At 47.9% G+C, this 25,434-nt stretch carries 28 protein-coding genes and 3 tRNA genes; 7 read left to right on the forward strand and 24 right to left on the reverse strand.

Annotation, left to right across the window (positions count from 1 at the left end):
- Positions 1–50: 50 nt before the first annotated feature.
- Positions 51–1,016, reverse strand: coding sequence for an L-threonylcarbamoyladenylate synthase (locus A1s21148_RS06760; protein ID WP_095671868.1), 966 nt, complete (start codon positions 1,014–1,016; stop codon positions 51–53).
- 39 nt (positions 1,017–1,055) lie between these two features.
- Here A1s21148_RS06760 and A1s21148_RS06765 point away from each other — a divergent pair, with 39 nt between their 5' ends.
- The 5 genes from A1s21148_RS06765 to A1s21148_RS06785 all read left to right on the forward strand — a co-directional run bounded on the left by A1s21148_RS06765 (position 1,056) and on the right by A1s21148_RS06785 (position 3,436).
- Positions 1,056–2,186 carry a glycosyltransferase gene (locus A1s21148_RS06765; RefSeq protein ID WP_095671649.1) on the forward strand — a complete coding sequence of 377 codons (1,131 nt, stop codon included), beginning with the start codon at positions 1,056–1,058 and terminating at the stop codon, positions 2,184–2,186.
- 61 nt (positions 2,187–2,247) lie between these two features.
- Positions 2,248–2,973, forward strand: a complete 726-nt coding sequence (locus tag A1s21148_RS06770) for an SIMPL domain-containing protein (protein ID WP_095671650.1) — start codon at positions 2,248–2,250, stop codon at positions 2,971–2,973.
- Between the two features lie 100 nt (positions 2,974–3,073).
- A tRNA-Glu gene (locus A1s21148_RS06775) sits at positions 3,074–3,146 on the forward strand.
- Between the two features lie 71 nt (positions 3,147–3,217).
- A tRNA-Asp gene (locus tag A1s21148_RS06780) sits at positions 3,218–3,291 on the forward strand.
- Between the two features lie 71 nt (positions 3,292–3,362).
- Positions 3,363–3,436 (forward strand) — tRNA-Phe (locus A1s21148_RS06785).
- Positions 3,437–3,441: 5 nt separating this feature from the next.
- Here A1s21148_RS06785 and A1s21148_RS06790 read toward each other — a convergent pair.
- The 17 genes from A1s21148_RS06790 to fbaA form a co-directional block, all read right to left on the reverse strand.
- A complete protein-coding gene (locus tag A1s21148_RS06790) occupies positions 3,442–4,977 on the reverse strand; it encodes a hypothetical protein (protein ID WP_095671651.1) in 1,536 nt (511 codons plus the stop codon).
- A gap of 18 nt (positions 4,978–4,995) precedes the next feature.
- Positions 4,996–5,184 carry a DUF5302 family protein gene (locus tag A1s21148_RS06795; protein WP_095671652.1) on the reverse strand — a complete coding sequence of 63 codons (189 nt, stop codon included), beginning with the start codon at positions 5,182–5,184 and terminating at the stop codon, positions 4,996–4,998.
- A 9-nt stretch (positions 5,185–5,193) separates the two neighbouring features.
- Positions 5,194–6,234: an MraY family glycosyltransferase gene (locus A1s21148_RS06800; protein ID WP_095671653.1), complete on the reverse strand. Its 1,041-nt coding sequence runs from the start codon at positions 6,232–6,234 to the stop codon at positions 5,194–5,196.
- Positions 6,235–6,242: 8 nt separating this feature from the next.
- Positions 6,243–6,443: a BldC family transcriptional regulator gene (locus A1s21148_RS06805; protein WP_095671654.1), complete on the reverse strand. Its 201-nt coding sequence runs from the start codon at positions 6,441–6,443 to the stop codon at positions 6,243–6,245.
- A 111-nt stretch (positions 6,444–6,554) separates the two neighbouring features.
- A complete protein-coding gene (locus A1s21148_RS06810) occupies positions 6,555–7,373 on the reverse strand; it encodes a DUF8083 family protein (protein WP_095671655.1) in 819 nt (272 codons plus the stop codon).
- A 24-nt stretch (positions 7,374–7,397) separates the two neighbouring features.
- On the reverse strand, positions 7,398–7,574 hold the full coding sequence (locus A1s21148_RS06815) for a DUF3073 domain-containing protein (protein ID WP_095671656.1): 177 nt from the start codon (positions 7,572–7,574) through the stop codon (positions 7,398–7,400).
- 44 nt (positions 7,575–7,618) lie between these two features.
- Positions 7,619–8,674, reverse strand: coding sequence for a phosphoribosylformylglycinamidine cyclo-ligase (purM, locus tag A1s21148_RS06820; RefSeq protein WP_095671657.1), 1,056 nt, complete (start codon positions 8,672–8,674; stop codon positions 7,619–7,621).
- Positions 8,661–10,148: an amidophosphoribosyltransferase gene (gene purF / locus A1s21148_RS06825; RefSeq protein WP_095671658.1), complete on the reverse strand. Its 1,488-nt coding sequence runs from the start codon at positions 10,146–10,148 to the stop codon at positions 8,661–8,663. Before purF ends, purM begins: the two co-directional genes overlap by 14 nt.
- Complete coding sequence (locus tag A1s21148_RS06830; protein ID WP_095671659.1) at positions 10,145–10,441, reverse strand: sterol carrier family protein; 297 nt, start codon at positions 10,439–10,441, stop codon at positions 10,145–10,147. The genes purF and A1s21148_RS06830 overlap by 4 nt, the downstream gene beginning before the upstream one ends.
- Before the next feature lie 3 nt (positions 10,442–10,444).
- Positions 10,445–12,676: a phosphoribosylformylglycinamidine synthase subunit PurL gene (gene purL, locus A1s21148_RS06835; protein ID WP_095671660.1), complete on the reverse strand. Its 2,232-nt coding sequence runs from the start codon at positions 12,674–12,676 to the stop codon at positions 10,445–10,447.
- Positions 12,677–13,345, reverse strand: a complete 669-nt coding sequence (purQ, locus tag A1s21148_RS06840; protein WP_095671661.1) for a phosphoribosylformylglycinamidine synthase subunit PurQ — start codon at positions 13,343–13,345, stop codon at positions 12,677–12,679. It abuts the gene before it with no gap.
- The gene (purS, locus tag A1s21148_RS06845; protein ID WP_095671662.1) at positions 13,346–13,591 is read right to left on the reverse strand and encodes a phosphoribosylformylglycinamidine synthase subunit PurS; all 246 of its coding nucleotides are present in this window, start codon (positions 13,589–13,591) and stop codon (positions 13,346–13,348) included.
- Positions 13,592–13,615: 24 nt separating this feature from the next.
- Positions 13,616–14,497: a phosphoribosylaminoimidazolesuccinocarboxamide synthase gene (locus A1s21148_RS06850; RefSeq protein WP_095671663.1), complete on the reverse strand. Its 882-nt coding sequence runs from the start codon at positions 14,495–14,497 to the stop codon at positions 13,616–13,618.
- Positions 14,494–15,915 (reverse strand): adenylosuccinate lyase, encoded by a 1,422-nt coding sequence (gene purB / locus A1s21148_RS06855; RefSeq protein WP_095671664.1) that lies wholly within the window; start codon positions 15,913–15,915, stop codon positions 14,494–14,496. Before purB ends, A1s21148_RS06850 begins: the two co-directional genes overlap by 4 nt.
- Positions 15,916–17,160, reverse strand: a complete 1,245-nt coding sequence (gene purD / locus A1s21148_RS06860) for a phosphoribosylamine--glycine ligase (RefSeq protein WP_095671665.1) — start codon at positions 17,158–17,160, stop codon at positions 15,916–15,918.
- A gap of 3 nt (positions 17,161–17,163) precedes the next feature.
- On the reverse strand, positions 17,164–18,447 hold the full coding sequence (locus tag A1s21148_RS06865) for an adenylosuccinate synthase (RefSeq protein ID WP_095671666.1): 1,284 nt from the start codon (positions 18,445–18,447) through the stop codon (positions 17,164–17,166).
- Between the two features lie 36 nt (positions 18,448–18,483).
- Entirely contained in the window at positions 18,484–19,518 is a 1,035-nt protein-coding gene (gene fbaA / locus A1s21148_RS06870) for a class II fructose-bisphosphate aldolase (protein WP_095671667.1), read from the reverse strand.
- 391 nt (positions 19,519–19,909) lie between these two features.
- Between fbaA and acs the strand changes: the two genes are divergently transcribed.
- Positions 19,910–21,892, forward strand: coding sequence for an acetate--CoA ligase (gene acs / locus A1s21148_RS06875; protein WP_095671668.1), 1,983 nt, complete (start codon positions 19,910–19,912; stop codon positions 21,890–21,892).
- Here the strand turns inward: acs and A1s21148_RS06880 are convergent.
- From A1s21148_RS06880 to nth, 3 genes are read right to left on the reverse strand one after another with little or no spacing between them, the layout of a single operon-like run.
- Positions 21,876–22,370, reverse strand: coding sequence for a CvpA family protein (locus tag A1s21148_RS06880; RefSeq protein ID WP_095671669.1), 495 nt, complete (start codon positions 22,368–22,370; stop codon positions 21,876–21,878). The two genes, acs and A1s21148_RS06880, sit on opposite strands and share 17 nt — an antisense overlap.
- The gene (locus A1s21148_RS06885) at positions 22,370–22,900 is read right to left on the reverse strand and encodes a TlpA family protein disulfide reductase (RefSeq protein WP_095671670.1); all 531 of its coding nucleotides are present in this window, start codon (positions 22,898–22,900) and stop codon (positions 22,370–22,372) included. Before A1s21148_RS06885 ends, A1s21148_RS06880 begins: the two co-directional genes overlap by 1 nt.
- On the reverse strand, positions 22,897–23,595 hold the full coding sequence (gene nth, locus A1s21148_RS06890) for an endonuclease III (protein WP_095671671.1): 699 nt from the start codon (positions 23,593–23,595) through the stop codon (positions 22,897–22,899). The genes A1s21148_RS06885 and nth overlap by 4 nt, the downstream gene beginning before the upstream one ends.
- Before the next feature lie 17 nt (positions 23,596–23,612).
- Here nth and A1s21148_RS06895 point away from each other — a divergent pair, with 17 nt between their 5' ends.
- Positions 23,613–24,296 (forward strand): Crp/Fnr family transcriptional regulator, encoded by a 684-nt coding sequence (locus A1s21148_RS06895; RefSeq protein WP_095671672.1) that lies wholly within the window; start codon positions 23,613–23,615, stop codon positions 24,294–24,296.
- Between the two features lie 17 nt (positions 24,297–24,313).
- Here A1s21148_RS06895 and A1s21148_RS06900 read toward each other — a convergent pair whose 3' ends face one another.
- Genes A1s21148_RS06900 through A1s21148_RS06905 form a run of 3 tightly spaced genes read right to left on the reverse strand, consistent with a single transcriptional unit; the run spans position 24,314 to position 25,388 of the window.
- A complete protein-coding gene (locus A1s21148_RS06900) occupies positions 24,314–24,775 on the reverse strand; it encodes a RidA family protein (RefSeq protein WP_095671673.1) in 462 nt (153 codons plus the stop codon).
- 2 nt (positions 24,776–24,777) lie between these two features.
- On the reverse strand, positions 24,778–24,930 hold the full coding sequence (locus tag A1s21148_RS07530) for a Sp36 family protein (RefSeq protein ID WP_017954825.1): 153 nt from the start codon (positions 24,928–24,930) through the stop codon (positions 24,778–24,780).
- The gene (locus A1s21148_RS06905) at positions 24,930–25,388 is read right to left on the reverse strand and encodes a GatB/YqeY domain-containing protein (RefSeq protein WP_095671674.1); all 459 of its coding nucleotides are present in this window, start codon (positions 25,386–25,388) and stop codon (positions 24,930–24,932) included. Before A1s21148_RS06905 ends, A1s21148_RS07530 begins: the two co-directional genes overlap by 1 nt.
- Positions 25,389–25,434: the final 46 nt, after the last annotated feature.

Below are 25,434 nucleotides of genomic sequence, written 5' to 3' on the forward strand. Positions count from 1 at the left end.
TTTATTTTGATCACTAGACCTACGCAAAATCTTCATGTTCCAAAAGAGTTCTATCTCCCCTTTGACGCTCGCAATAAGCGGTCGCGGATGGCGAGGGCCAATCCATTGCCAGTTGGCTCTTGAACTACAACAGTTTTGAGGCCTTTTTTATCAGCTTCGCGAAGTGCTGAGTAAATAACGCGTGCGAATTCTTCTACTGTTTTTGGTGAAGCTAAACGAATAACACTTTCGGGTGTTTCAAATTCTGCGAGAGCAATAAAACCTTCTGTGGCAATTGGTGTTCGATTTAATTCAACGGTTGCACTTGGCGCGTAATGGTTTTCAAGCGATCCACTAACACGGATATCTGTTGCCTCGGTTAGAACTTTCAATCCAGTGACTTCTTCAATCATCTCGGTTGTGATTGCTCCTGGGCGCAAGATACGAGGAGCGGTAGATGTGCAATCGATGATCGTTGATTCAACTCCTACCGATGATGAACCGCCATCGAGGATTTGATCGGTTGGCGCTAGATAGTTAGCAAGCTCTTCGCGCACTGCATCTGCAGTCGTTGGCGAAACATGGCCAAAGCGATTGGCACTGGGCGCAGCAATTCCTTTGCCGCCAATCTTTTCAAAAGCAGATAGCAAGGCAAGTGCAACAACGTGGTCAGGTACTCGTAAACCAACTGTTGGTTGGCCACCAGTTACAAAATCTTCGGCGAGTATTGAGCGCTTTAGAACTAGCGTCATCGGACCCGGCCAGAAGTTGCGAGCAAGTGCGATTGCGTAGTCAGGGATTTCATCTGCCCACTCACCTATTGCTTGCATTGAATGGATATGAACAATTAGCGGATGATCTGCGGGGCGACCTTTTGCTTGATAAATGCGAGCAACGGCTGCAGCGTTTGTGGCATCGGCGCCAAGGCCATAAACAGTTTCGGTGGGAAAAGCGACAAGGCCACCGTCTTTAACCAACTGGGCTGCTGTTGTTAGAGCGTCAGCGGTGCAATTTGAGACGAATTCACCACTGGTCATGTGCGCAATTATCGCGCCTTTTTGCGAGAAGATAACCACATGGCCGCGCAGGTAAAGGTAATGCAGATAATCGCCCGCATGAATGTGGGTGGTCCTGCTGTGATCGTGGCCGAACTCATGCGCGGGCTAGATAAAAGCCAGTTCGAGCAAATCTTGGTAACTGGTTATTGCGATGAGAATGAAGCAGATTATTTAGATACCGTTGCCAAAGATGTTAAAGCGACGCGCATTGCAGGTTTGGGGCGATCAGTTTCTTTGATTGCTGACCTCAAAGCATTTTTTGGTCTGGTTTCACTAATTCGTAAATACAAACCAGATGTAATTCATACCCACACCGCTAAAGCCGGAGTGCTGGGTCGATTGGCATCTTTGTTAGGGGGTCGCGGAGCAGTGCGCGTTCATACATTCCACGGACACTTACTGCATGGGTATTTCAGTTCTGCGTTAACTAAATTAGTTATATTGATTGAGAAGTTCCTTGCCGCGCGCACCAGCGTGTTAATCGCAATTGGCAGCAAAGTAAAAGAAGATCTATTGGCAGCCGGAATTGGTCGCGCCCATAAGTACCGAGTCTTCTTCCCCGGTTTGCCTGCGCCAAAGACTGGTTCTAAAGCAGCGGCCCAGAGCGCGCTAGGTATTTCTTCTGAAGTCTTGTACTGCACTTTCGTTGGTCGCTTAACGCAGATTAAACGCCCCGATCGTTTATTAGATGTGGCCGCTGAATGTAAGCGCCGTGGAATTGATCTTCGTTTCTTGGTTGCCGGCGAAGGCGAACTATTTGAGAGTTCAAAGCAGCGCGCACTGAAAGATCAATTAAATGTGACCTTCTTTGGCTGGCGCAGTGATATCGATCAGATATTTGCGTCAAGTGATATCGCGATTCTGACTTCAGATAATGAAGGTATTCCACTTACTTTGATCCAAGCAGCACAAGCTGGTCTACCAATTGTTGCGACAAACGTTGGTTCGATCTCGGATATCGTCATAAATGAGAGCACGGGCTATCTCACCGCAACAACTGCCACAGAAATGGCTGATGCGATTGAGAAATTGGTGCGTGACCCACAACTTCGCCAAATGATGGGCGCTGCAGGAAAAGCACATGCCGAGCGCTATTTCTCGCTAGATCGCATGATCAAAGACCACTCAGATCTATATCGCTCGCTATAAATCACACCTTTTTCACAGAACCTCCACAGTCACGTATAACTAAATAGGAGATACTTATCCCATGATAACTACACGTACTCGCAAAATAGCCGCCGCACTAATCGCACTGACATTAGTTGGGGGAATTGCAGCTTCACTTCCCGCAGAGGCAGCAACCACTGCTACTCGCTATGTCACCGTTAACTCTGATGGATCTGTAAAGGTCACTCCAGATGCGGTTCGCCTAAATGCGAATGTAAGCGTTGTCGCAGGATCAAATAAAGAAGCGCTGGCAAAGACCTCAACTTCAGCAGCTGCTGTTCGCGCTGCTTTAACTGCTGCAGGTATTGCTAAGGCAGATATCGCAACCCAGAGCATCAGCGTCTATCCCGAGTACAACTACACCCAAGATAAAGGTTCAGTTCTAATCGGCTACCGCGGATCACAAGGTTTTGTCGTAACTATTAAGAACGCTGAAAACGCTGGTGCAGTTGTAGATGCTGTAGTTGCAGCTGGTGGAGATAACTTGCAGATTCAAGGCGTAACTCCATTTGTTCTCGATTCATCAAAGGCAACAGAATCAGCGCGTGCAAATGCGGTGAAGAACGCCAAGGCGAAGGCTGCTTCATATGCGAAGTTGCTCGATACAAAACTTGGTCGCGTTAATTACTTAGTTGAGAACTCAAGCCCAGTTAACTATCCACCAGTAATGGCGATGGCAAAGGCTGCAGATTCAGAAGCGACTGTTGTTGATTTAGGTCAGCAAGATGTAACTGTCTCAATCACTATTCAGTGGGCGCTTCTTTAAAATACATCGCCTTTTCTCGCTGTAATTCGCGCTTTTGCGCGGGCATTTAACCAATTTGGGTTAGCGCCCCTCTAACGGGTACGATTTGCGAGCCTCAAACGTCCCCATCGTCTAGGGGCCTAGGACATCGCCCTTTCACGGCGGTAACACGGGTTCGAATCCCGTTGGGGGCACGCAAGGCCGAATTTATTCGGTGCAACGGCTTTAAGGTGACATAAGAGCCACTTATGTTTTCATTCTTTAAGGCCCGGTAGCGCAGTTGGTTAGCGCGCCGCCCTGTCACGGCGGAGGTCGCGGGTTCAAGTCCCGTCCGGGTCGCGAGAAGAGAGTGTCCACACACTCTCTTCTTTTTTAATAGTTTTTAACTATTGAAATCACAATTGAATATTGGCTCGGTAGCTCAGTTGGTACGAGCGCGCGACTGAAAATCGTGAGGTCGACAGTTCGATCCTGTCCCGAGCCACAAGATTATTTTTTAAGTTTAAATCCCGCAGGGCACTTGGGGTTAGATCCAGAAACCTTTTTGCTTTTATTTCCTTTTTTGCAGGTAATTGATTTAGTTGCGACTTTTGCTGCTTTGTTGATCAGTTTTATCTTTATCTCGGGTGCAGAGAACGTAAAGCCACTGGCATCGAAGTAGATCCAGTCCTTCGAAGTTCTTAGCGAACTTACAGCAATATTCCGAGTACCTTCAGAATTGGTAATGCTGATAGTCGCTGATGCTCTTGTAGTATCAAAGTTCCAAAGGCAATCAGCCTTCTTTTTTGAGATAGCCAAGCTGTAGCTACCTTTATTTACATTACCGTTTCTGTCCAAGTGAGTAGATGCGATCCGGTAGCTAAGCGTGCTGGTCTGTTTATCCCATACAGGCGGATTTACTGAATACAACATTGCATTGCTAGTTGCGAAACTGAAACTCTTTGGATCGGCGCAGGAATCCAACTTATTACTATTCTTAGCATTGGAAAATGTCCATCGTTCTAATTCGCCGTTTTGAATTACGGATTCCTCAGTTGCATCAAAAAGTGCTAAGGCGACTTCATCGTTTGAGTTGGTGAAAAACATGGAGCTTCCTAAAGTGCAAATTTCGGGTGCTCTCGGAAAAAACTTGGACATTACTGAACTGATTTTTGTTAGACATTCTTCTTGAGACTCAAGCATTGAAAATCCCATGGGATAAACCACAGGTCTTCCCGATATTGTGAGTTTTTCTGCTTTGAAATCAACCGTGGGTTTTTCTAATCTTCCGACTGCCCAGGTCCCAATTCTTGAGGACAAGAAATCTGTTCTAATTGTCATTCTGAACTCAGAATCTTGAGGAAAGCTAAAAATAGAAGCTCCCAGTTCAACTCCAAGGGAATCGCAATTGAAACCCATTTCAGCACATTTCCATGACCAGGGTTGAATCATTCCGTTTAGCTCTGAAAAGCCTAACTCTGGATTGAAGGCGATGCGTTCATTTATAAGGGAACTTTTGAATTGGACGATCGCTAAGTAGCTAACTCCATCTCTGTGAGGATTAGCTGGAAAGTCCCAAGATGAGGCGACGCCGCCTGCAGCCATCTGCGACAACTTGTCCGCAGGCCATGTTCCATATTCAAATTCACGTGGAAATCTACTTTGAGAGATTTGCAGTTTTTTTACATCTAGTTGGTATGTAGAAAGGGTTCCCTTGGTCCAGGTTCCTTCGCCAACTTTTCTACTTTCAACAGATTCAATACATGTTTGATCTGATGGCTTGAGGCATGCCGGCAAAATTGCTTGATAGTGCGGCAGGGATCTTGTGGGGTCAACATCTTCGCTGGGTCTAACGCGATAACTGTAACGCTCGCCAAAAAAACCATCTGCTGATTGATTGAAAGTTATTTGGAACTGGCCTTTTTTAGGCGGTAGAAGTTTTCCATTCAACACATTCTTCGAATCTTCTGCAGTCGCACCAGATGCACCAGCGATTGAAAAAACGAGAAGAATTGCAAAAAGTTTAGGAGCTTTAAAACTTTTCACTTGAAAATTAAGCGGGAATTAACCAGCAGATCCTGAACCAGATGGTCCAGCTTTGCGCTGAACTTGTGGGGCGCCGCCGCTGCGTTGACCACCACGAATCTTGGAACCGCCCTCGGCGTGAGTCTGTGTTCCTGGTGCGCCCTTTTTACCTTTTTTCGCTTCAAGGGCAGCGAGCATTCTCGCCTTTACGTCGTCGTTGTTAGCCATGTGTGCAGTCTACCCCTCAGATGGAATACGTAAGAAGTAAACCAATTTAACGAGCCAAGCAACTCCACCAAGTGCCATTAATTGATAACCCAAGGTATCTGGCCAGGTGTAGATAGCGAGTGCGAGTGCGCCATAGAAGGCGGCAAATCCCCACAAAGTAAATGCAGTTGCCCGACGTTGTAAGCCAGCGCGCATTAGGCGATGTGAAAGGTGATCGGTACCGCCTTGAAACGGTGAAATACCACGATAAATGCGCGAAGTGACAGCCACAGTTGTATCCAAGATCGGAACTGCCATTAGCGCCAATGGAATCGCAAAAGATTTAATCTGCGGAACAACGCCTGGGCTGAGGCGAATAGTTAAAACCGAGATGATGATTCCGAGAAAGAGCGCGCCAGCATCGCCCATATAGATCTTGGCTGGAGCACGGTTCCACATAAGAAATCCTGCTGTGGCGCCTGCGGTAACTATTGCAAGGGCGCTCACCAAAATCTGTTGGCGGTCATATGCAATAAAGAATAGGAAGAAGGTAATAACTGCAACTGTGCCTGCAGCTCCACCGTCTAGGTTGTCGAAGAAGTTAATTGAGTTACAAACACCAACAATCCAGAGAACAGAGACTGCATAGTTTAGAAAAGTATTATTGAAGGCTACGCCCATGGTGTCGGTCGAAGTCAGAATCACCGCAACGATTACACCGGTTGCAGTTTGTGCTATTAAACGCGGCCATGGTTCTAAGCCTTTTAGATCATCAATTAATCCCATAAGCGAAATTGCCATCGCTGGAACCAATACGAAACTTGCTAAGCGAAAAGTCTCCATTGAAAAATCGACTGCAAGCAGAGAACCGTAAGAAGCCCCGACAACGCCAATCGCGATTGCAACGCCACCTAAATAGGGAACTGGCTCCTTCTGAGATTTACGTGCCAAGTTGGGGGCATCGACTGCGCCAACGCTAATTGCGATCTTGCGCATCAGCGGCGTAATTGCACCAACAAAGATAAATGTGAGCGCGCCAAGTAAAAGGAATTGCGAAACTGAATATTCCATCTGGTTAGTTACTTATCTTCACTCTTAAAATAGTTATTACGAAGATCATCTACTTCGGATTTGCGGAATCTGCGATGGCCGCCGAGTGTGCGGATCGAAGTTAACTTGCCGGCTTTTGCCCAACGTGTAACTGTCTTTGGATCAACACCGAATAGTTCAGCAACTTCGCGTGGGGTGAGCAAGATTTCCGCATCTGGCAGACGATTCATAACGCACCTTTTCCACTAGCTCAGGCAACGCTTAAAGGCGATGTCCGATTTGTAACGAGTGTCGGAAGTATCCGCCAAAGTGAGCGTAAATAGCAATAGCCAGAAGTGCGGCTAGATTGCCGATTCGAAGCCTTGAACCATGCGCCAGCGCGTGACTAAACGTTCGTAGCCCTGACCTGCCATCTGTCCATCGCCTGCAGCAAGGCCAGAGAGTGAGTGCAAGACATCTTCAACTGAAGTATCTGCTTCGATGCCAGTTTCTTCTCCCGCTAATTTCATTCCGAGATCGAGATATCCAGCTAGCCCGCCGTAATCGAGTTCAACGAGCGATTTTTGATGGAACATCTCAAGCCATTCCAGTAAATGTTCGATCTCCGCTTCTACTGATCCTTCGCCAAATGCGCCCAAGACTGTTTGGTGGGCAACTTGGGTACGAGCAATCGCATCAGAAAGCTTGGCGCGCATAATGCAGAAAGGTCCATCTTGATCAACACCGCGCGCACGTTCTTCTGGCATAAACATCGAGAACCAGCGTGGAGGAATAAGCCAATTTTCGGTGATGATATGCGGAACGCGATCTTCCATCAGATCAACACCAGCGGTGATTACATCCTCTAAATTCTGCGGCAAGAAAAATGGTGTGACAGAGGATGGAAGTGAATCTTTGAAATCATCGAGTGCTGCCCAACAACGAGTTGCCGTCGACCAGGGAGATACATAACGAACGCCATCGATATCTAAAATATGTGCGCCATCGGGGCGACCGGCAGGAGGTTCTGGAAAAACTAAACGGCGCAAGGCTAACTTTTGTTCATTGCGAGTTGAATTTTCATCTGCAACTAAATCTTGCCAGCGCAAACGATCTGCTGGTTCGAATGCAGAAAGTGGTTCGTAGATTCGAAGTGATGCTACGTACGGAGTTGGTCTCAAGGCTTTTACTTTACCCGCGAGAAATTAAGCACGCGGAATATAATTTCCTTCAGCAAAGGGATCTTCGTCATCGCGAGATTTATTTGCAGGATCTTCGCCATGGAGTTCTTTCGCAAGACGATCGAGGTCCATCTCCTGAGAGTTGTACTTGAGATCTCTGGCGACTTTTGTCTGTTTAGCTTTTGCACGGCCGCGACCCATAGGGCGACCTCCTTACCAAAGTGAAATTCGTCAAGACGCGAAGGTTATCGCGTCCTGTAGTTACCTTCCAAAGCAGCGGCGCCGGGGCCGTTTTGAGCGTGAATTGAGCCTGCCACCCAGGCATTCATGCCACGGGCGGCAAGTGAACGGATGGTCAGATCGGCGATAGCGGGGTCGACGATGGCGACCATACCGATGCCGACGTTCCAGGTGCGCTCGAGATCGGGCTGTGGAACTCCGGCGATTTTTGCCATGAAATCCATTTCGGCAGGAAGTGCCCAAGTACTGCGGTCGTACTTTGCAATCAAACCATCTGGAATAACGCGTGCGGTGTTATCGGCTAAACCGCCACCAGTGATGTGAGAAAAAGTGCGAAGGTTTTCTTGCTGCGCTCTGATTAACGCTAAACAATCCAAGGTATAAATCTCGGTTGGCGTAAGAAGTATTTCACCAAGCGATTTTGTTAAACCTTCATAAGTTTTATTGAGATCCAGTTTCTGTGTGGCCAGGATATGGCGTACCAAAGAATAACCATTGGCATGGAAACCACTTGCCGGCATCGCAATGATTGCATCTCCTGCTTTAACACGATGAGATTCAAGTTGCTTATCAGCATCAACTACACCAGTTGCCGCCCCTGCAATGTCGAATTCATCTTCTTTAAGTAAACCTGGATGTTCTGCAGTTTCGCCACCGATTAACGCGGTATTGGCCTTAATACAACCGCGTGCAATACCGCCAACAATTTCAGCTATGCGTTCCGGAATCACTTTGCCAACTGCGATGTAATCAGTCATGAAAAGTGGTTCTGCGCCACAAACAACTAGATCATCGACAACCATCGCAACTAAATCTTCGCCGATGGTGTCGTACTTGCCCATCAAACGTGCAATCTCAGTTTTGGTTCCAACACCATCAGTTGATGTTGCAAGAAGTGGCTTCTTATAATTCTTTAGCGCGCTGGCATCAAATAAACCAGCAAATCCCCCAATGCCACCTTGCACTTCAGGACGTGTGGCTTTTGCGATCGAAGCTTTCATCAATTCAACGGCGCGATCTCCAGCATCGATATCGACGCCTGAATCTTTATATGTGCTCATGGTTTTTCACCACCTCGGTGACTTCAAGGCGCATCTTTCCTTCTGACATATCTGCAGGTACTGCAATCGGGTATTTGCCTGTAAAACAAGCGGTGCAGAGCTTATTTTCATCGATGGTTGTTGCAGCAATTAAGCCTTCCATCGATACATAACTCAGCGAATCTGAGCCAATGGAGCGGCGAATCTCTTCGATTTCTAGACCGCTCGCAATTAATTCAGCACGGGAAGCGAAATCTATTCCGTAATAACAAGGCCATTCAACTGGCGGGCTAGAGATACGAACGTGAATTTCTAGGGCTCCGGCTTCGCGCAGCATTCGCACAATTGCGCGTTGGGTATTTCCGCGAACAATCGAATCATCTACAACCACAATGCGCTTGCCTTCAATAATTTCACGTAGTGGATTTAACTTAAGACGAATGCCAAGCTGGCGAATAGTTTGTGAAGGTTGAATAAAGGTGCGACCAACATAAGAGTTCTTAACTAAACCAAGACCGTATGGAATTCCTGATTGTTGTGCGTAACCAATCGCAGCTGGCGTTCCGGATTCAGGAACTGGAATAACTAAATCGGCTTCAACTGGCGCTTCGATTGCTAAGCGCTTGCCGATCCGGACGCGAGTTGCATGAACGCCTTGGCCCGCAATAGAAGTATCTGGGCGTGCTAAATAAACATATTCGAAGATGCAGCCTTTGGGATCTGGTGTAGCCCACATCTGCGAACGAATTCCATCTTCATTAATTGCTAAGAACTCACCGGGTTCAACTTCGCGCACAAATGCAGCGCCGACAATATCCAGCGCTGCAGTTTCAGAGGCAACTACCCAGCCGCGTTCTAGTTTTCCGATTACCAGTGGGCGAACACCGTGACGATCACGAGCGGCATATAAAGTCTTTTCATCCATAAAGACAAGCGAGAAAGCGCCTTCTAGCTTTGGCAGCACAGCAATTGCACTTGCTTCAACGTTCTTCTCATCCTGCAAACCAATCAACGCGGTCATGATCTCGGTATCAGTTGTGGCACCGCGTCCGGTTTTGGCGTTCTCGCCTTCGAGCTTCTGCACCATTTCGGCGAGATCGCCAGTGTTGGTGAGATTGCCGTTGTGGGCTAACGCCAAAGTGCCGTATTTAGTGGGTCTTAGCGTTGGTTGTGCGTTAACCCAGGTGCTTGATCCAGTGGTGCTGTAACGGCAGTGGCCAATTGCTAGATCACCAGTGAGTGATGCTAAATCGGTTTCGGTAAAGACCTGCGATACCAGACCCATATCTTTGTAGATCAAAATGCGTTCGCCATCAGATGCTGCGATACCTGCAGATTCTTGCCCGCGATGTTGCAGCGCATAAAGTCCATAGAAAGTTAACTTGGCAACTTCTTCGCTAGGTGCCCAAACACCAAATACTCCGCAAGCATCTTGTGGGGCTTTATCGTCATCTAAAACGTTGTGATTGAGCAAACCATCAGGGCGACGAGTCATGACTTCACCTCCAACGGCAATAGTTCAGTTAAATCTGCGCGAACACCAGATGCGCAAATCAAACCAGCAGACATGGCATCTGCCCAGCTGCGCTCACCGCTGGCAAGTGCCAACCAAGTTTCCGCGTTCATCTCGATCACATTAGGTGGTGTGCCACGTGTATGAGTCGGACCATCTCCGCACTGCACCGCGGCATATGGCGGAATACGGACTTCGATTGCGCGACCCGGTGCGCGTTCGGTTAAGAGCGCAAGGCTCTCTTTAACCGCTTCGAGGATTTTAGGATCGCGCATTTTTTATCCAAACAACTTTGGGAAAGTTTCGGTATGAGCCTTACGCAGTTCGGTAAGAGAAATCTTTGCGTCATTTATCTCCAACGCATCTCCCCCAGTTGATCCGATCTTGGTAATCGCAATTGAGTGCTTATTTGCTAGCGCAGTAAGTGCAGAAGCCTGGCTTGGATCAACTGCAACAACTACGCGACCTGGAGTCTCACTAATTAGTGCAACGCCCACATTTTCCAAAGTTACTTTGGCACCTACGTTATGGCGCAAGACCATCTCAGTAAGCGTTGCTGATAAACCACCTTGGCTTAAATCATGTGCGGCGATGAAAATCTTCTCGGTACGCCCTGCAACCAAGACTTCAATAAGGCGCATTTCACGCTGTAAATCAGCGATTGGTGCAGATCCTCCGCGTTGTCCGTGGATGTATGCCCATTCGCTGCCAGCGATATCTGCTTTGGTTTCACCAAGTAGATAAAGATCAAGCCCTGCTTTATCAAAACTCATCGGCGTGCGGGTGCGCACATCATCGATTACGCCAAGTACGCCAATAACTGGCGTAGGCAAGATCGCAACTGCACCTGTTTGGTTATAGAAAGAAACGTTTCCACCTGTAACAGGTAGGCCCATCTCTAAACAGCCATCAGCTAATCCGCGCACAGATTCAGCGAATTGCCACATTACACCTGGATCTTCAGGAGAACCAAAGTTAAGACAGTTGGTGACAGCAAGTGGCTTAGCGCCAGCAGTTGCAATATTGCGGGCGGCTTCAGCAAGCGCCAACTTCGCACCTTCATATGGATTTAGGTAAGACCAGTTTGCGTTGGCATCTGTTGCTACAGCAACGCCTAGATGTGTCTTCTCATCAATGCGTACCATTCCAGAATCATCCGGTTGTGCCTGAATTGTGTTGCCTTGTACATAGCGATCGTATTGTGATGTCACCCAAGATTTATCTGCCAAGTTTGGCGTTGCAGCCAACTTCAAAACCGCAGCTTTAATTTCATCTCCATTGCTTGGAAGCGCCACATCAACAACTTCAGCGTTAACGCGATCAATGTAATCAGGCTTGGCAAGGGGGCGGTTATAAACTGGTCCATCGTGCGCCACGGTGCGTGGTGGTACATCAACGATCAAATCTCCATGCCAGGTAATTTCTAGGCGGTCTCCATCAGTAACTTCACCAATAACCGTGACCGTGACATCCCATTTCTTACAGATTTCCAGGAAGCGATCGATGTGCTTTGGCTCGACAATTGCGCACATGCGTTCTTGTGATTCAGACATCAAGATTTCTTCAGGTGAAAGCGTGGCATCGCGCAACGGAACGCGATCGAGTTCTACCTTCATGCCGCCGCTGCCGCCAGAGGCGAGCTCGCTGGTAGCGCAAGATAAGCCTGCCCCGCCAAGGTCTTGGATGCCTACAACTAAATCTTCGGCGAAAATTTCTAGCGAACATTCAATTAGTACTTTTTCAACAAATGGATCTCCGACTTGAACCGCTGGACGCTTTGCAGGACCGGTTGATTCAAATGTTTCCGATGCAAGGACGGATACGCCACCGATTCCATCGCCACCAGTTTTTGCGCCATATAAAACAACTAGATTTCCGGCACCCGCAGCTTTAGCAAGTTTGATATCGCTATGTTTCATAACGCCAACGCAGAGTGCGTTAACAAGTGGGTTACCTAAGTAAGTCTGATCAAAGACAACTTCGCCACCGATATTTGGCAGACCTAAGCAGTTTCCATAACCACCAACGCCAGCGATAACGCCAGGCAAGACGCGACGCGTATCTGGATGATCTGCCGGTCCAAAGCGAAGTGGATCCATAACTGCAATTGGGCGCGCACCCATCGTCAAAATATCGCGAACGATTCCACCGACGCCGGTTGCAGCGCCTTGATACGGCTCAATAAAAGATGGGTGGTTATGTGATTCGATTTTAAAAGTAACGGCATATCCCTGGCCAACATCGACAACGCCCGCATTTTCACCGATGCCAACTAAAAGCGCATCGGTCTTAACTGCCTTGTCGCCGAATTGTTTTAAATGAACTTTCGATGATTTATAAGAACAGTGCTCAGACCACATAACTGAATACATCGCGAGCTCGGAAGAAGTTGGGCGACGCCCCAAAATCTCTTTAATGCGCGCATATTCATCGGGCTTCAATCCAAGTTCAGCGAAAGGTTGGGTTGTTTCAGAGTTTGCAGTTGCAATCGCGACGGTATCGAGAGCCATCTATTTCACCATCGCATTTAATACAGAGGTAAAGAAGCCAAGACCATCTGCGGTTGGGCCGGTTAACGTGTCTATCGCGTGTTCTGGGTGGGGCATAAGGCCGACCACGTTGCCGCGTTCATTGGTAATACCGGCGATTTTATTGCGTGAACCATTGGGATTTTCACCTACATAGCGCGCAATGATGCGGCCTTCGCCTTCAAGTTTGGCCAGCGTTGCATCATCACATTGGAAGGAGCCTTCACCGTTTTTTAGCGGGATCACAATCTCTTGCCCCACTTGGTAAGAAGATGTCCAAGCAGTGGTGTTATTTGTGATCTCTAACTTCTGATCACGACATAAGAAGTGAAGCTCGTGGTTGCGAGTCAACGCACCTGGAAGCAAATGCGCTTCGCATAAGACTTGGAAACCATTACAGATTCCGAGTAAAGGCATTCCGCCATTTGCAGCATCGATGATTTTTTCCATCACTGGCGCAAAACGTGAGATTGCACCACAGCGCAGGTAATCACCGTAAGAAAATCCGCCAGGCAAGATGACCGCATCAACGCCTTTGAGATCAGCGTCTCCGTGCCAAAGCGAAACCGCAGTTGTGCCGGCATGTGTTGCCGCGCGCGCAGCATCGCGATCATCTAGCGTACCCGGAAAAGTTACAACGCCAACTTTCATTTACTTCTCAACTCTTACTGTGAAAGTTTCGATAACTGGGTTTGCAAGAAGTGTTTCGGCTGCCTTCTCAACTTCTGCAAGCTGTGCAGGAGTTGGCTCGCCATCTACTTCAATTTCAAAGCGCTTTCCTTGGCGCACGCTCTTGGCAAAGTTAAAGCCCAGGCGAGGAAGTGCAGCAGATACGGCAACACCTTGTGGGTCGAGGATCTCTGGCTTAAGCATTACATCAACCACGATCTTTGCCATCTTTATCTCCTTTTAGAACTTGGATTAGAACTTGCTGCCGGTGATTCGGAAATACGCTTCTTCATATCGCGCAGCAGTTTTTTCTACGATCTCTGCCGGCAATTCTGGTGGTGGGCTCTTCTTATCCCAGCCGCTTTGAGTGAGGAAATCTCTAACGAATTGTTTATCAAATGAGCCCTGTGCGCTACCCGGTTGCCAGGTTGATAACTCCCAGAAACGCGAAGAATCAGGAGTTAGCGCTTCATCTCCAAGGGTTATTGCGCCTTTAGCATCGCGACCGAATTCGAATTTGGTATCGGCCAAGATGATGCCGCGGCTGCGGGCAAAGTCGGCAGCGGTTTCATAAAGCGAAAGAGTTAAGTCGCGAAGTTTGGCGGCATCGTCTGCACCAACAATCTTCGCCGCTTGGTCGAAATCAATATTTATATCGTGATCGCCGATTTCTGCCTTCGTTGCTGGTGTGAAAATGCTATTTGGAAGTTCTGATCCATCAACTAAGCCAGCCGGCAGAGCATTCCCGCATACTGCCTGGTTGCTTTTATATTCTGTTAATCCGCTGCCAGTTAGATAACCGCGCGCTACACATTCGATCTCAAACATATCAAGTGGTTTAACAATTACTGCACGGTCTGCAACTTGATCTGGAACATCATCACTGATGATGTGGTTAGGGACGATATCTTCAAGGAGTTCAAACCAGAAAAGCGATAACTGAGTAAGGATCGCGCCTTTATTTGGAATTGTGGTCGGCAGTACCCAATCGAATGCCGAGATGCGATCTGAAGCAACTAGCAAGATTTCATTAGAATCGTTCGTATAAAGATCGCGTACTTTTCCTGTGCGTAGGTGTTGCCAACCTTTGATAGTTGGTGCTGGCGGTGCGCCAGCTACGCCGAAGCCGCTCACCGGATCGAGTGCGGTTTGTACTGCGCCGCGGCAGGGTGCGCGGATGTAATCGCATCGATGCGATCTACAACTCGAGCTATTTGTTGGCGAGCATCGCCAGTAAATTCTATTGGTTGGCTAATCAACGCATCAAGAGCAGCGCGATCAAGCGGTAAGCGCTCATCTGCAGCGAGTGCATCGAGCAGTGTGTTTGCCTTACCTTCGCGCATCAACAACGCGGCCTTTACGGCGTGCTCCTTAATAACTTCATGTGCAACTTCGCGACCAATGCCAGATTTAACTGAAGCCATCAAGATCTTGGTTGTCGCTAAGAAAGGTAGATAACGATCGAGTTCTGCAGCGATTACTGCAGGGAAAGCACCGAATTCGCTAAGGACTGTGAGCGTTGTTTCAAGCAAGCCATCGATTGCGTAAAACGCATCAGGAAGTGCAACGCGGCGAACCACGCTGCAAGAGACATCGCCTTCGTTCCATTGATCGCCGGCAAGTTCTGAAACCATCGATGCATATCCGCGCAAGATCACGCTTAAACCATTGATGCGTTCGCAAGAGCGAGTGTTCATCTTGTGCGGCATGGCAGATGAACCAACTTGTCCGGCTTTAAATCCTTCGGTGACAAGTTCGGCACCAGCCATCAAGCGGATTGAAGTCGCAAGTGACGATGGGCTAGCAGCAAGTTGTACAAGAGTTGTCACAACATCGTAATCAAAAGAACGTGGATAAATCTGACCAGTTGAATCAAGAACACGGTTAAAGCCAAGTTCGTTAGCGATCTCGAGTTCCAGGCTGTGATGCGCTTTCGATGAACCAAGCAGGTCAATTGAATCTTGTGATGTACCAACTGGGCCCTTGATGCCACGCATTGGATAGCGATCTTGCAGTGATGCTAAACGCTCGTATGCGAAGAGCAGTTCTTCAGCAGCAGATGCAAAGCGCTTTCCTAGCGTTGTGATCTGCGCGGGCACATTGTGCGAACGACCGGCAATTGCTTGATCTGAATACTGCGCCGATTTGTCAGCAAGCTGTGCCAGAACTGCAACAACTTTGTCGTGGACAATCGCTAAACCGTTTTTGATTTGTAGCGCTTCAATATTTTCAGTCAAGTCACGGCTAGTCATGCCGGCGTGGATTGCTTCGTGGCCAGCTAGTGCGTTGAACTCTTCAATGCGCGCCTTCACATCGTGACGAGTCTGTTTTTCGCGAGCATCGATAGAAGCCAAATCAACTTTAGTGATTACCTTCTCGTAATCGGCGATGACTGCATCTGAAATCGCATGGCCCAACTTGTTCTGGGCGCGTGCCACAGCAAGCCATAAACGGCGCTCGGCGATGATCTTCTCTTCAGGTGCGAAGATGGCGCGCATTGCAGTTGATGCATAACGATCAGCAAGGACGCTCACTGGCTTATTCTCCCCCATTTAATTGCCCTTCTCAGCGACCGACGCATTGAAAGCGATATCGCTGCGATAGAAAGAGCCTTCGAGTTCAATCTGTGAGATTGCGAGGTATGCACGATCGCGGGCTTCGGTTAGATCTGAACCTAGCCCAGTCACTGTTAATACACGACCGCCACTAGAAATTAAACCAACGCCATTAAGGGAAGTTCCAGCATGAAAAACTTGCGTCTTTGAAATCGCTGGAATATTTGTAATCGCGCCTTTGGTCTTTGGAGATTCTGGATATCCCTGCGCTGCAAGCACAACAGTTACCGCGCTTTCATCGCGCCAAGAAAGAGCAACATCATCAAGTGAATCAGTTGCTGCTTTGTAGAGTAATTGTGCAAGCGGTGTTGCAAGTCGCGGAATCAAAACTTGTGTTTCGGGATCTCCAAATCGCGCATTGAATTCGATAACGCGTAATCCGTGATCAGTTAAAGCTAAGCCTGCGTAGAGAAGTCCAACAAATGGTGTTCCACGTGCAGCCATTTCGGCTATGACTGGCGCCAATACTTTTTCGTAAGTTTCTTCCATGATGTCATCGGGTGCCCAAGGCAGCGGTGAATACGCACCCATGCCACCAGTGTTTGGGCCTTCATCGCGATCGTAGGCGCGTTTGAAATCTTGCGCTGGTTGCATCGGCAGAACATTGCGCCCATCTGAAATTCCAAATAATGAAATCTCTGGGCCGTTTAGAAATTCTTCAATCACAACACGCTTACATGCAAGGGCATGTTCTAGCGCCTTTGCGCGATCGTCAGTGACAACAACGCCTTTACCTGCGGCGAGACCATCATCTTTAACAACGTATGGAGCGCCGAAAGCATCGAGAGCGTTTTCAATTTCTACTTGAGTTTCGCAGGTAAAGCTGCGCGCTGTTGGAACGCCGGCATCGCGCATGACACCTTTTGCAAAATTCTTAGATCCTTCAAGTTGTGCTGCCGCTTTTGATGGGCCAAAGACAGCCAATCCCGCTGCTCTCAGCTCATCTGCTACGCCATTAACTAGCGGAACTTCAGGACCAATTACAACGAGATCAACGGATAACTTCTTGGCGAGTTCAACTATTGCACTGTTATCTGTGATTGCAATTGGATGAAGCGTTGCAATTTCTGCGATACCTGGATTTCCAGGTGCGCAATGAAGTTCGGTACAACTTGGATCTGCTTGTAACCCTAGTGCGAGTGCGTGTTCACGACCGCCGCTTCCGACTAGGAGGATTTTCATGGTTTAGATGAAATCCTTCACGACAATTGTTTGGTCGCGACCCGGCCCGACGCCGATTGCGCTCATCGGCGCACCAGAAATCTTTTCCAAGAAGGCGATGTAATCCTGAGCATTCTTTGGCAGATCGCTCAGCTTGCGTGCACCAGAGATATCTTCAGTCCAACCTGGCAAGTTTTCGTAAATTGGTTTTGCATGGTGGAAATCTGATTGTGATGCGGGAAGTTCTTCAACGCGCTTGCCATCAATTTCATATGCAACGCAGACTGGAATTTCTTTCCAACCAGTTAAGACATCGAGCTTAGTTAAGAAGAAATCGGTAAGTCCGTTAACGCGAACTGCATAACGCGCAATGGGTGCGTCATACCAACCGCAACGACGTGCACGACCAGTTGTTACACCGATTTCGCCGCCGATAGTGCGCAACTTTTCGCCATCTTCATCGAAGAGTTCAGTTGGGAATGGGCCAGAACCAACGCGAGTTGTGTAGGCCTTAACAATTCCGATTACGCGATCGATCTTGGTTGGTCCGATTCCGGAACCTGTGCAAGCACCGCCTGCAGTTGGGTTTGATGAGGTTACGAATGGATAGGTACCGTGATCGACATCGAGCAAAGTGCCTTGTGATCCCTCAAGTAATACGCGCTTTCCAGCCTTTAAAGCTTCATCTAGCAGCAGAACAGTGTCTGCAACATATGGGCGCAGGATTTCGGCATAGGCAAGGTATTCGTTTAGAACTTCATCAACATCGATGTTCTTGCGGTTAAAGACCTTGATTAGTACTTGGTTCTTATCGCGAAGTGCACCTTCGATTTTCTGACGCAAGATAGATGGATCAAAGAGATCTTGTACACGGATACCGATGCGGTTGATCTTGTCTGCATATGCAGGTCCGATGCCGCGACCAGTTGTGCCGATCTTTGATTTACCTAAGAAGCGTTCAGAAACTTTATCGATGGTGCGGTGATACGGAGTAATCAAATGCGCATTAGTTGAGATAACTAACTTGGAGCAATCGATTCCGCGTTCAGTTAAGCCACGAATTTCTTCAAGCAGAACACCTGGATCAATCACAACGCCATTGCCAATTACTGGAACAACGTTAGGACTCAAGATTCCGGATGGAAGTAAGTGAAGTGCGTACTTCTGATCGCCGATAACTACGGTGTGGCCCGCGTTGTTGCCACCTTGATAGCGAACAACATAATCAACGCGGTCACCCAGAATATCTGTGGCTTTACCCTTGCCTTCGTCGCCCCATTGAGCTCCGAGCAGAACTAACGCTGGCATGGCAAAACCTCTCCGCAGGTGTTAACGATTATTACTTTACTTTTTAAGTGATGTGCCGGTTGAACGAAGATCTTCGCAAGCATGTGCAACGCGAGCTGCCATTCCTGCTTCAGCAGCCTTACCCCACGCACGTGGATCGTAAGTCTTCTTATTTCCAACTTCGCCATCAATCTTTAGAACGCCGTCATAGTTCTTAAACATGTGATCAACGACTGGACGGGTAAATGCGTACTGAGTATCGGTATCGATATTCATCTTAATTACGCCGTAATCAAGTGAGTCACGGATCTCTGAGAGAAGTGAGCCCGAACCACCGTGGAATACGAGATCCATTGGCTTGCTACCTGCCGCAAGGCCCTTCTTGGCAACAACTGCATCTTGCAGAGTCTGCAAAATCTTTGGCTGCAAGACAACGTTGCCTGGCTTGTAAACGCCGTGCACGTTACCGAATGTTGCAGCAACCATGTAGCGACCGCGTTCTCCGAGTCCAAGAGTTTCGATAGTCATCAGCGCATCTTCAGGAGTCGAGTACAACTTTGCATCGTGCTTGGCTTCGACGCCATCTTCTTCGCCACCGACAACGCCGATTTCGATTTCAAGGATTGTGCGCGCAGCAACTGACTTTGTTAGAAGTTCATCTGCGATCTTCATGTTTTCATTCATATCAACTGCTGAGCCATCCCACATATGTGAGTTAAAGAGTGGTGCTTGGCCGTTCTTGATGCGCTGTGCGCCAATTTCAAGAAGCGGACGCATATAGCCATCTAGTTTTTCTGCTGGGCAGTGATCTGTGTGGATTGCAATATTTACGTTGTAGTTCTTTGCAACAACGTGTGCGAACTCAGCGAGCGCAACTGCACCATCAACCATGTTCTTTACTGTTGAGCCAGATGCGTATTCCGCACCGCCCCATGAAAATTGGATGATTCCATCTGATTCGGCTTCGGCGAAACCACGAAGCGCGGCGATGATGGTTGAAGATGATGAAACGTTAATTGCGGGATATGCGAATGCGCCGGCTTTCGCGCGATCAAGCATCTCTGCGTAAATTTCAGGGGTTGCAATGGCCATGATGACTCCAAATTATCTCGGGGCGTAATCCCTGACCGAGCGCTTCATTGGGCCGCATTCAGGCTTACGCCTAATCCAACCACCTCTGCGGGCGGATGAAAAATCGCCATCCCCTTTACGCGTAAGAAATGGCGATTCTCCAGCCCGATTAGAGCAATTGGGGATGGCCTTTATGGATTGAGGGTCTTCTGCAGGAAGGCGATTAGGCCAGCTAGCAGAGCAGGGCTGCTGATGATTTTTAGTAAGAGCGCCAGAAACGTTGTAAGCATTTTTCTCCTTTTCTTAAATAGTTCTTATCTTGTTCTCGAGACTGGGGATCATCCCTCTTATCTTCTTTGCCACATCGCTGAAGCCTTCCGCCTGTTGATATTCACGGGTAATCTGCTGAGTTATGAGCAACCCATCAACCGGTGATTCCAGCGGCGATTCAATAGAAAACCTCTCCCAAGAAAATCGCCACTTTCCTCCGAGCCCAGCCTTTGCAGCTCAGGCCAATGCCAAATCTGATTTATATGCACATGCTGAAAAAGATCGACTTGCTTTCTGGGAAGAACAAGCGCGCGAACTTACTTGGGATAAAAGTTGGGAGACAGTTCTTGAGTGGAACTCTCCGTATGCAAAATGGTTTGTCGGCGGAAAGATAAATGCTTCAGTAAATGCACTCGATCGTCATGTTGCAGCAGGTCGTGGAGATCGCGTTGCATTTCATTTTGAAGGCGAACCTGGCGATACTCGAACAATCACTTATGCGCAGATGTTGGCAGATGTCAGCAAAGCTGCACATGCCTTAACGCAAATCGGAATTAAAGCCGGCGATCGCGTTGCGATTTATATGCCGATGATTCCTGAAGCAGCGGTTGCGATGTTGGCATGTGCGCGAATCGGTGCAGTGCATTCAGTTGTCTTCGGTGGGTTTTCCGCTGACGCTCTTCTTTCAAGAATTCAAGATGCAGATGCAAAATTGGTAATCACCGCAGATGGTGGATTTCGCAAAGGTGCTGCTTTTGCGCTTAAGCCCGCAGTTGATGAAGCGCTAAAGGGAAAACATAACGTTGAAAAAGTTTTAGTTGTAAAGCGCACTGGACAAGAAACTGCGTGGAACTCAGATCGCGATATCTGGTGGCACGAGCTCGTTGATAGCCAAAGCAGTGAGCACACACCTGAATTTTTCGATAGCGAGCACCCGCTCTTTATTCTCTATACCTCTGGCACAACCGCTAAACCAAAGGGAATTTTCCATACAACAGGTGGTTATTTAACGCAGGCGGCATACACACATCGCGTGGTATTTGATATCAAGCCCGAGAAAGATGTTTATTGGTGCACCGCAGACGTTGGTTGGATTACCGGGCACTCATATGTTGTCTATGGTCCGCTAATCAATGGTGCAACTCAAGTTATGTATGAAGGAACACCTGATACGCCGCATAAAGGACGTATGTTTGAGATCGTTGCAAAGTACGGCGTAACTATTTTGTACACCGCACCAACCTTGATCCGCACCTGGATGAAATGGGGAGATGAATTTCCTAAGGCGCACAAGTTGTCTTCGCTTCGTTTGCTTGGTTCAGTTGGTGAACCAATTAACCCTGAAGCATGGATGTGGTACCGAGAAGTTATCGGTGCCAACAATTGTCCGATTGTTGATACTTGGTGGCAGACCGAAACTGGTGCGATCATGATTTCGCCACTGCCTGGTGTTACATCCACTAAACCAGGATCTGCGATGAAAGCGATCCCAGGTATTAGCGCTGTTGTTGTAGATGACAACGCAAACCCTGTACCAAATGGACATGGTGGTTTCTTGATTTTAGATAAGCCTTGGCCTTCTATGTTGCGTGGCGTTTGGGGCGAGGATGAGCGTTACAAAGAAACCTACTGGTCGCGCTTTAAAGGAATTTACTTTGCAGGAGATGGCGCAAAGTTAGATGACGAAGGTGCGATCTGGTTGATGGGTCGAGTCGACGACGTCATGAACGTTTCTGGACACCGTATTTCAACAACAGAAGTTGAATCTGCACTTGTTTCACATGAAGCAGTTGCAGAGGCAGCTGTTGTAGGCGCCGCAGATGAGATGACCGGACAAGGAATTGTTGCCTTCGTTATCTTGCGCGGCGGTATTCCTCACGCTGGCGGTGAAGAGTTAGTGAAAGAGCTTCGCGCCCATGTAACTAAGGAAATTGGCGCTATTGCCCGTCCACGTCAGATCATGGTTGTTGCAGAATTGCCGAAGACTCGTAGCGGCAAAATTATGCGCCGTTTACTCAAAGATGTCGCTGAAAATCGCGCAGTTGGCGATGCCACAACTTTGGCAGATCCAAATGTTATGAAGTTGATTTCCGAAGGTTTAAATTCTTCTAAAGACGAAGATTAAGAAACTCTTCCTTAACCCAATCATTTGCTTGGGTGATTAGCCCTGGAATGTAAGGCTGAACTTTGGGAAGTATTTGGCTATCTGTGATCTGATTTTGCGCTGCCTGCCATGGTGACCAGAGCAGAACCGTTGCGATCAAGTAAAGCGCGATTACGGTGCGCGCGATTTCCAGAAGAGCACCAGCAACTGAATCTAAGAAAGCAATTGGGCCACGAAAAATTGAGGCCCGCAGACCCTTGGCTAGCGCTCCTGCGATAAATGAACATAGGTAGCCACCGCCAACAATTGATGCGATAACAAAGCCAATTCGCTTTATATCCAGCGACCAATCGTGTGAGAACTTAAGGGAAAGGTAGATTCCAAGAACTCCGCCTGCAACAAATCCGACAAATTTAAAGAGGGTGCGGATCAAGCCATTGCGGTAGCCAATAATTGTTGAAAAAATTAGCGCTACGATAATTACTAAGTCAGCAACCATTAAATCTTCACTCCTAGATGTTTCTCGGTTAAATCTATTAACTCTTGCTCAGATTTTACTTCGCCGATCTTCTTAAAGGTTACTTTTCCAGCAGCATCGATAAACCAAGTCACAGGAACGCCCATTCCGAAGTAACTACGTGTTTTATTCTCGCGGTCATAGAAGTTAGGCCAGGTCATGCCGTTTTCTATTATGAATTTACGAGAATTATCAGGGGAAGATTCCTCAACAGCGACGCCGACTAACTGAACTTTGCCTTTAGCTTTCTTATAAAAGCTAACAAATTCAGGTGTTTCGGCCAAACAAGTTGAACACCAAGAACCCCAAATGTTGATGATCATCGGACCGCGGAGAGATTCCATGCTGGCACCGGCCGTGCCATCTAGACATTCAATAGTTGCGCCTTTGGTAATTGATTTATCGAAAGTAATTGACGCACAGGAAATTACTTCGCCTTTTATCGCAACGGGTTCTGGTGAAGAACATCCAGTAAGAATTAGCGCTGCGACAACAAATAAGGCGCGCTTCATCGGAAATCCTCATCGCTTTTAACCAAAGCCTTGGCTTTTATTTTATCCATTTCGCCAATTCCAAATGAAGGACAAATTTTTGCCACAGGACATGCTCCACACGCTGGTTTGCGTGAATGGCAGATGCGCCGCCCGTGCCAGATCATCCGTTGCGACAAATTAGTCCATTCTTCTTGAGGGATTAACTCTCCCACTTCGAATTCAACTTTAACGGGATCTTTCGATTCGCTCCACTCAAATCTTCGAGAAAGGCGACCGAAATGGGTATCGACTGTAATTCCGGGAATATCAAAGGCATGTCCTAGAACAACATTGGCAGTCTTTCGACCTACACCGGGCAGAGTGATTAACTCTTCCAAAGTTTGTGGAACGTCACCGTCAAAATCCTCGATGATCTTTACAGCAAGGCCCTGAATGTGACGAGCCTTGGCTCGAAAGAAACCGGTTGTATAAATCAAATCTTCAATATCGTTTAGCGAAGCTTTGGCGTAAGCGCGCACGTTCCTATATTTTTTGAAGAGCGCTGGTGTAACCGCATTGACTCGCCTATCAGTGCACTGCGCAGATAAAACTGTTGCAATCGTGAGTTCTAATGGGTTGGAGAAATCTAGTTCGCAGCGCACATTGGGATAAGTTTTGGTCAATATTCGATATATAGCCCTTGCGCTTTTACGAGTTTCGCTATCGGGGGCCATGCGAGTAAACTACCCACGTGCCTCAAGAAGATGAAGTCGTACGCAGAGCCCCGCTCTTTACCGCCCTCGATGACGCTGCCGCAGTATCCCTGCGCGCCTCGATGGATACTGTAAAGATCGCGAAGGGTTCAATCCTCTTTAAAGAAGGCGATGACGGCGAGCACCTTTATGTAATTATCGAAGGCAAGCTAAAGCTCGGAACCTCCAGCGGAGACGGTCGCGAAAACTTGCTCTCTATCCTCGGGCCTGGCGAAATGTTTGGCGAACTTTCACTCTTTGATCCCGGCCCACGCACTTCAACTGCAACTGCAGTGACCGATGCAAAATTACTTTCACTTAGCCATGAAAAAGTTATTCCTTGGCTTAAGCAGAACCCAGAAGTTTCACTGCAATTGCTTGCACGTTTGGCACAGCGCCTACGTCGCACCAATGAAGCGGTCGGCGATTTAGTTTTCTCTGATGTTCCAGGTCGCGTTGCTAAAGCCCTGATCGATCTCGGTGATCGCTTTGGAAAGACTACTGCTGAAGGTTTGCTCGTTAACCACGATCTAACTCAAGAAGAACTTGCACAGCTTGTTGGCGCATCACGCGAAACAGTAAATAAGGCTCTCGCCGATTTTGCTGGTCGCGGATGGCTAAAGCTTGACGGTCGCTCAGTGCTAATTACTGATGTCGAACGTCTGAGCAAGCGCTCTCGCTAAGTAATTAGCTAAATTAACTAAGCAACTTCAACGGTGAGTTCAACCTCAACCGGTGAATTCAAAGGAAGCTCTGCAACGCCAAGTGCGCTACGTGCAGCAATTCCTGGTTCTCCCCAGATATGCATAAATAACTCTGAAGCTCCGTTTGCAACAAATGGTTGGCTGATAAATCCTGGGGAGCCATTTACATAACAAACTATGCGAACAATCTTGACGATTGAATCAACTGGTGCCACTAACTCAACTGCTGCTAAACAATTAAGTGCACAGATTTCTGCAAGCTCTTTTGCTCGTTCTTGAGTAATTTCAGCGCCAACTTTTCCTGTATCAGCCATTGATCCATCAACGAGAGGCAACTGGCCTGCGGTGAAAACTATATTTCCGGTGCGTACTGCAGGGACATATGCAGCTACTGGCTTTGCTGCAACTGGAAGTGTTAAACCTTTTTCGGCCAACTTGGCGCGGACATCAACTGCCATTTTTACTTAACCTCTCGCTTCATGTAAGCAACGAGTTGTTCGCCGCCTGGTGCTGGAATAACTGTGACTAGTTCCCATCCATCAGAACCCCAAGTATCGAGAATCTGCTTAGTTGCGTGAGATAGAAGTGGGACGGTTGCATATTCGAATTTCATTAATTTCCTCCGGCTAGCGATGCTTTAACAAGTGATGAAACCATTGAGCCATCTGCTTTTCCTGCGATCTGTGGCTTGATCGCGCCCATTACCTTGCCCATATCGGCAGGTCCGGCAGCTCCTGTTGATGCAATCGCTGCAGCAATCAACTTCTTAACATCATCTTCTGAAAGTTGAGCAGGTAAATACTTTGCGATTACTTCGCCTTCGGCCTTTTCTTCTGCAGCTTTTTCCGGGCGGTTACCTTTTGCAAATTCTTCAGCAGCTTCGCGACGCTTCTTTGCCTCACGCGATAGAACCGCGATGATCTCGTCTTCGCTAAGTGTGCGCGCTTCTTTGCCAGAAACTTCTTCATTGGTGATCGCGGTCAAGACCATGCGGATCGTGCCTGATACAACCTTGTCGCTGCTGCGAATCGCCTCAGTTAGGTCGCTCTTAAGTGTCTCTTTGAGTCCCACTTGATTGTTGCTCCAAACCTTTGAATTGCTCGAACCCTTGAATTGC

Origin of the sequence: Candidatus Planktophila lacus, from assembly GCF_002287925.1 — a bacterium.
Lineage (GTDB): Bacteria > Actinomycetota > Actinomycetes > Nanopelagicales > Nanopelagicaceae > Planktophila > Planktophila lacus.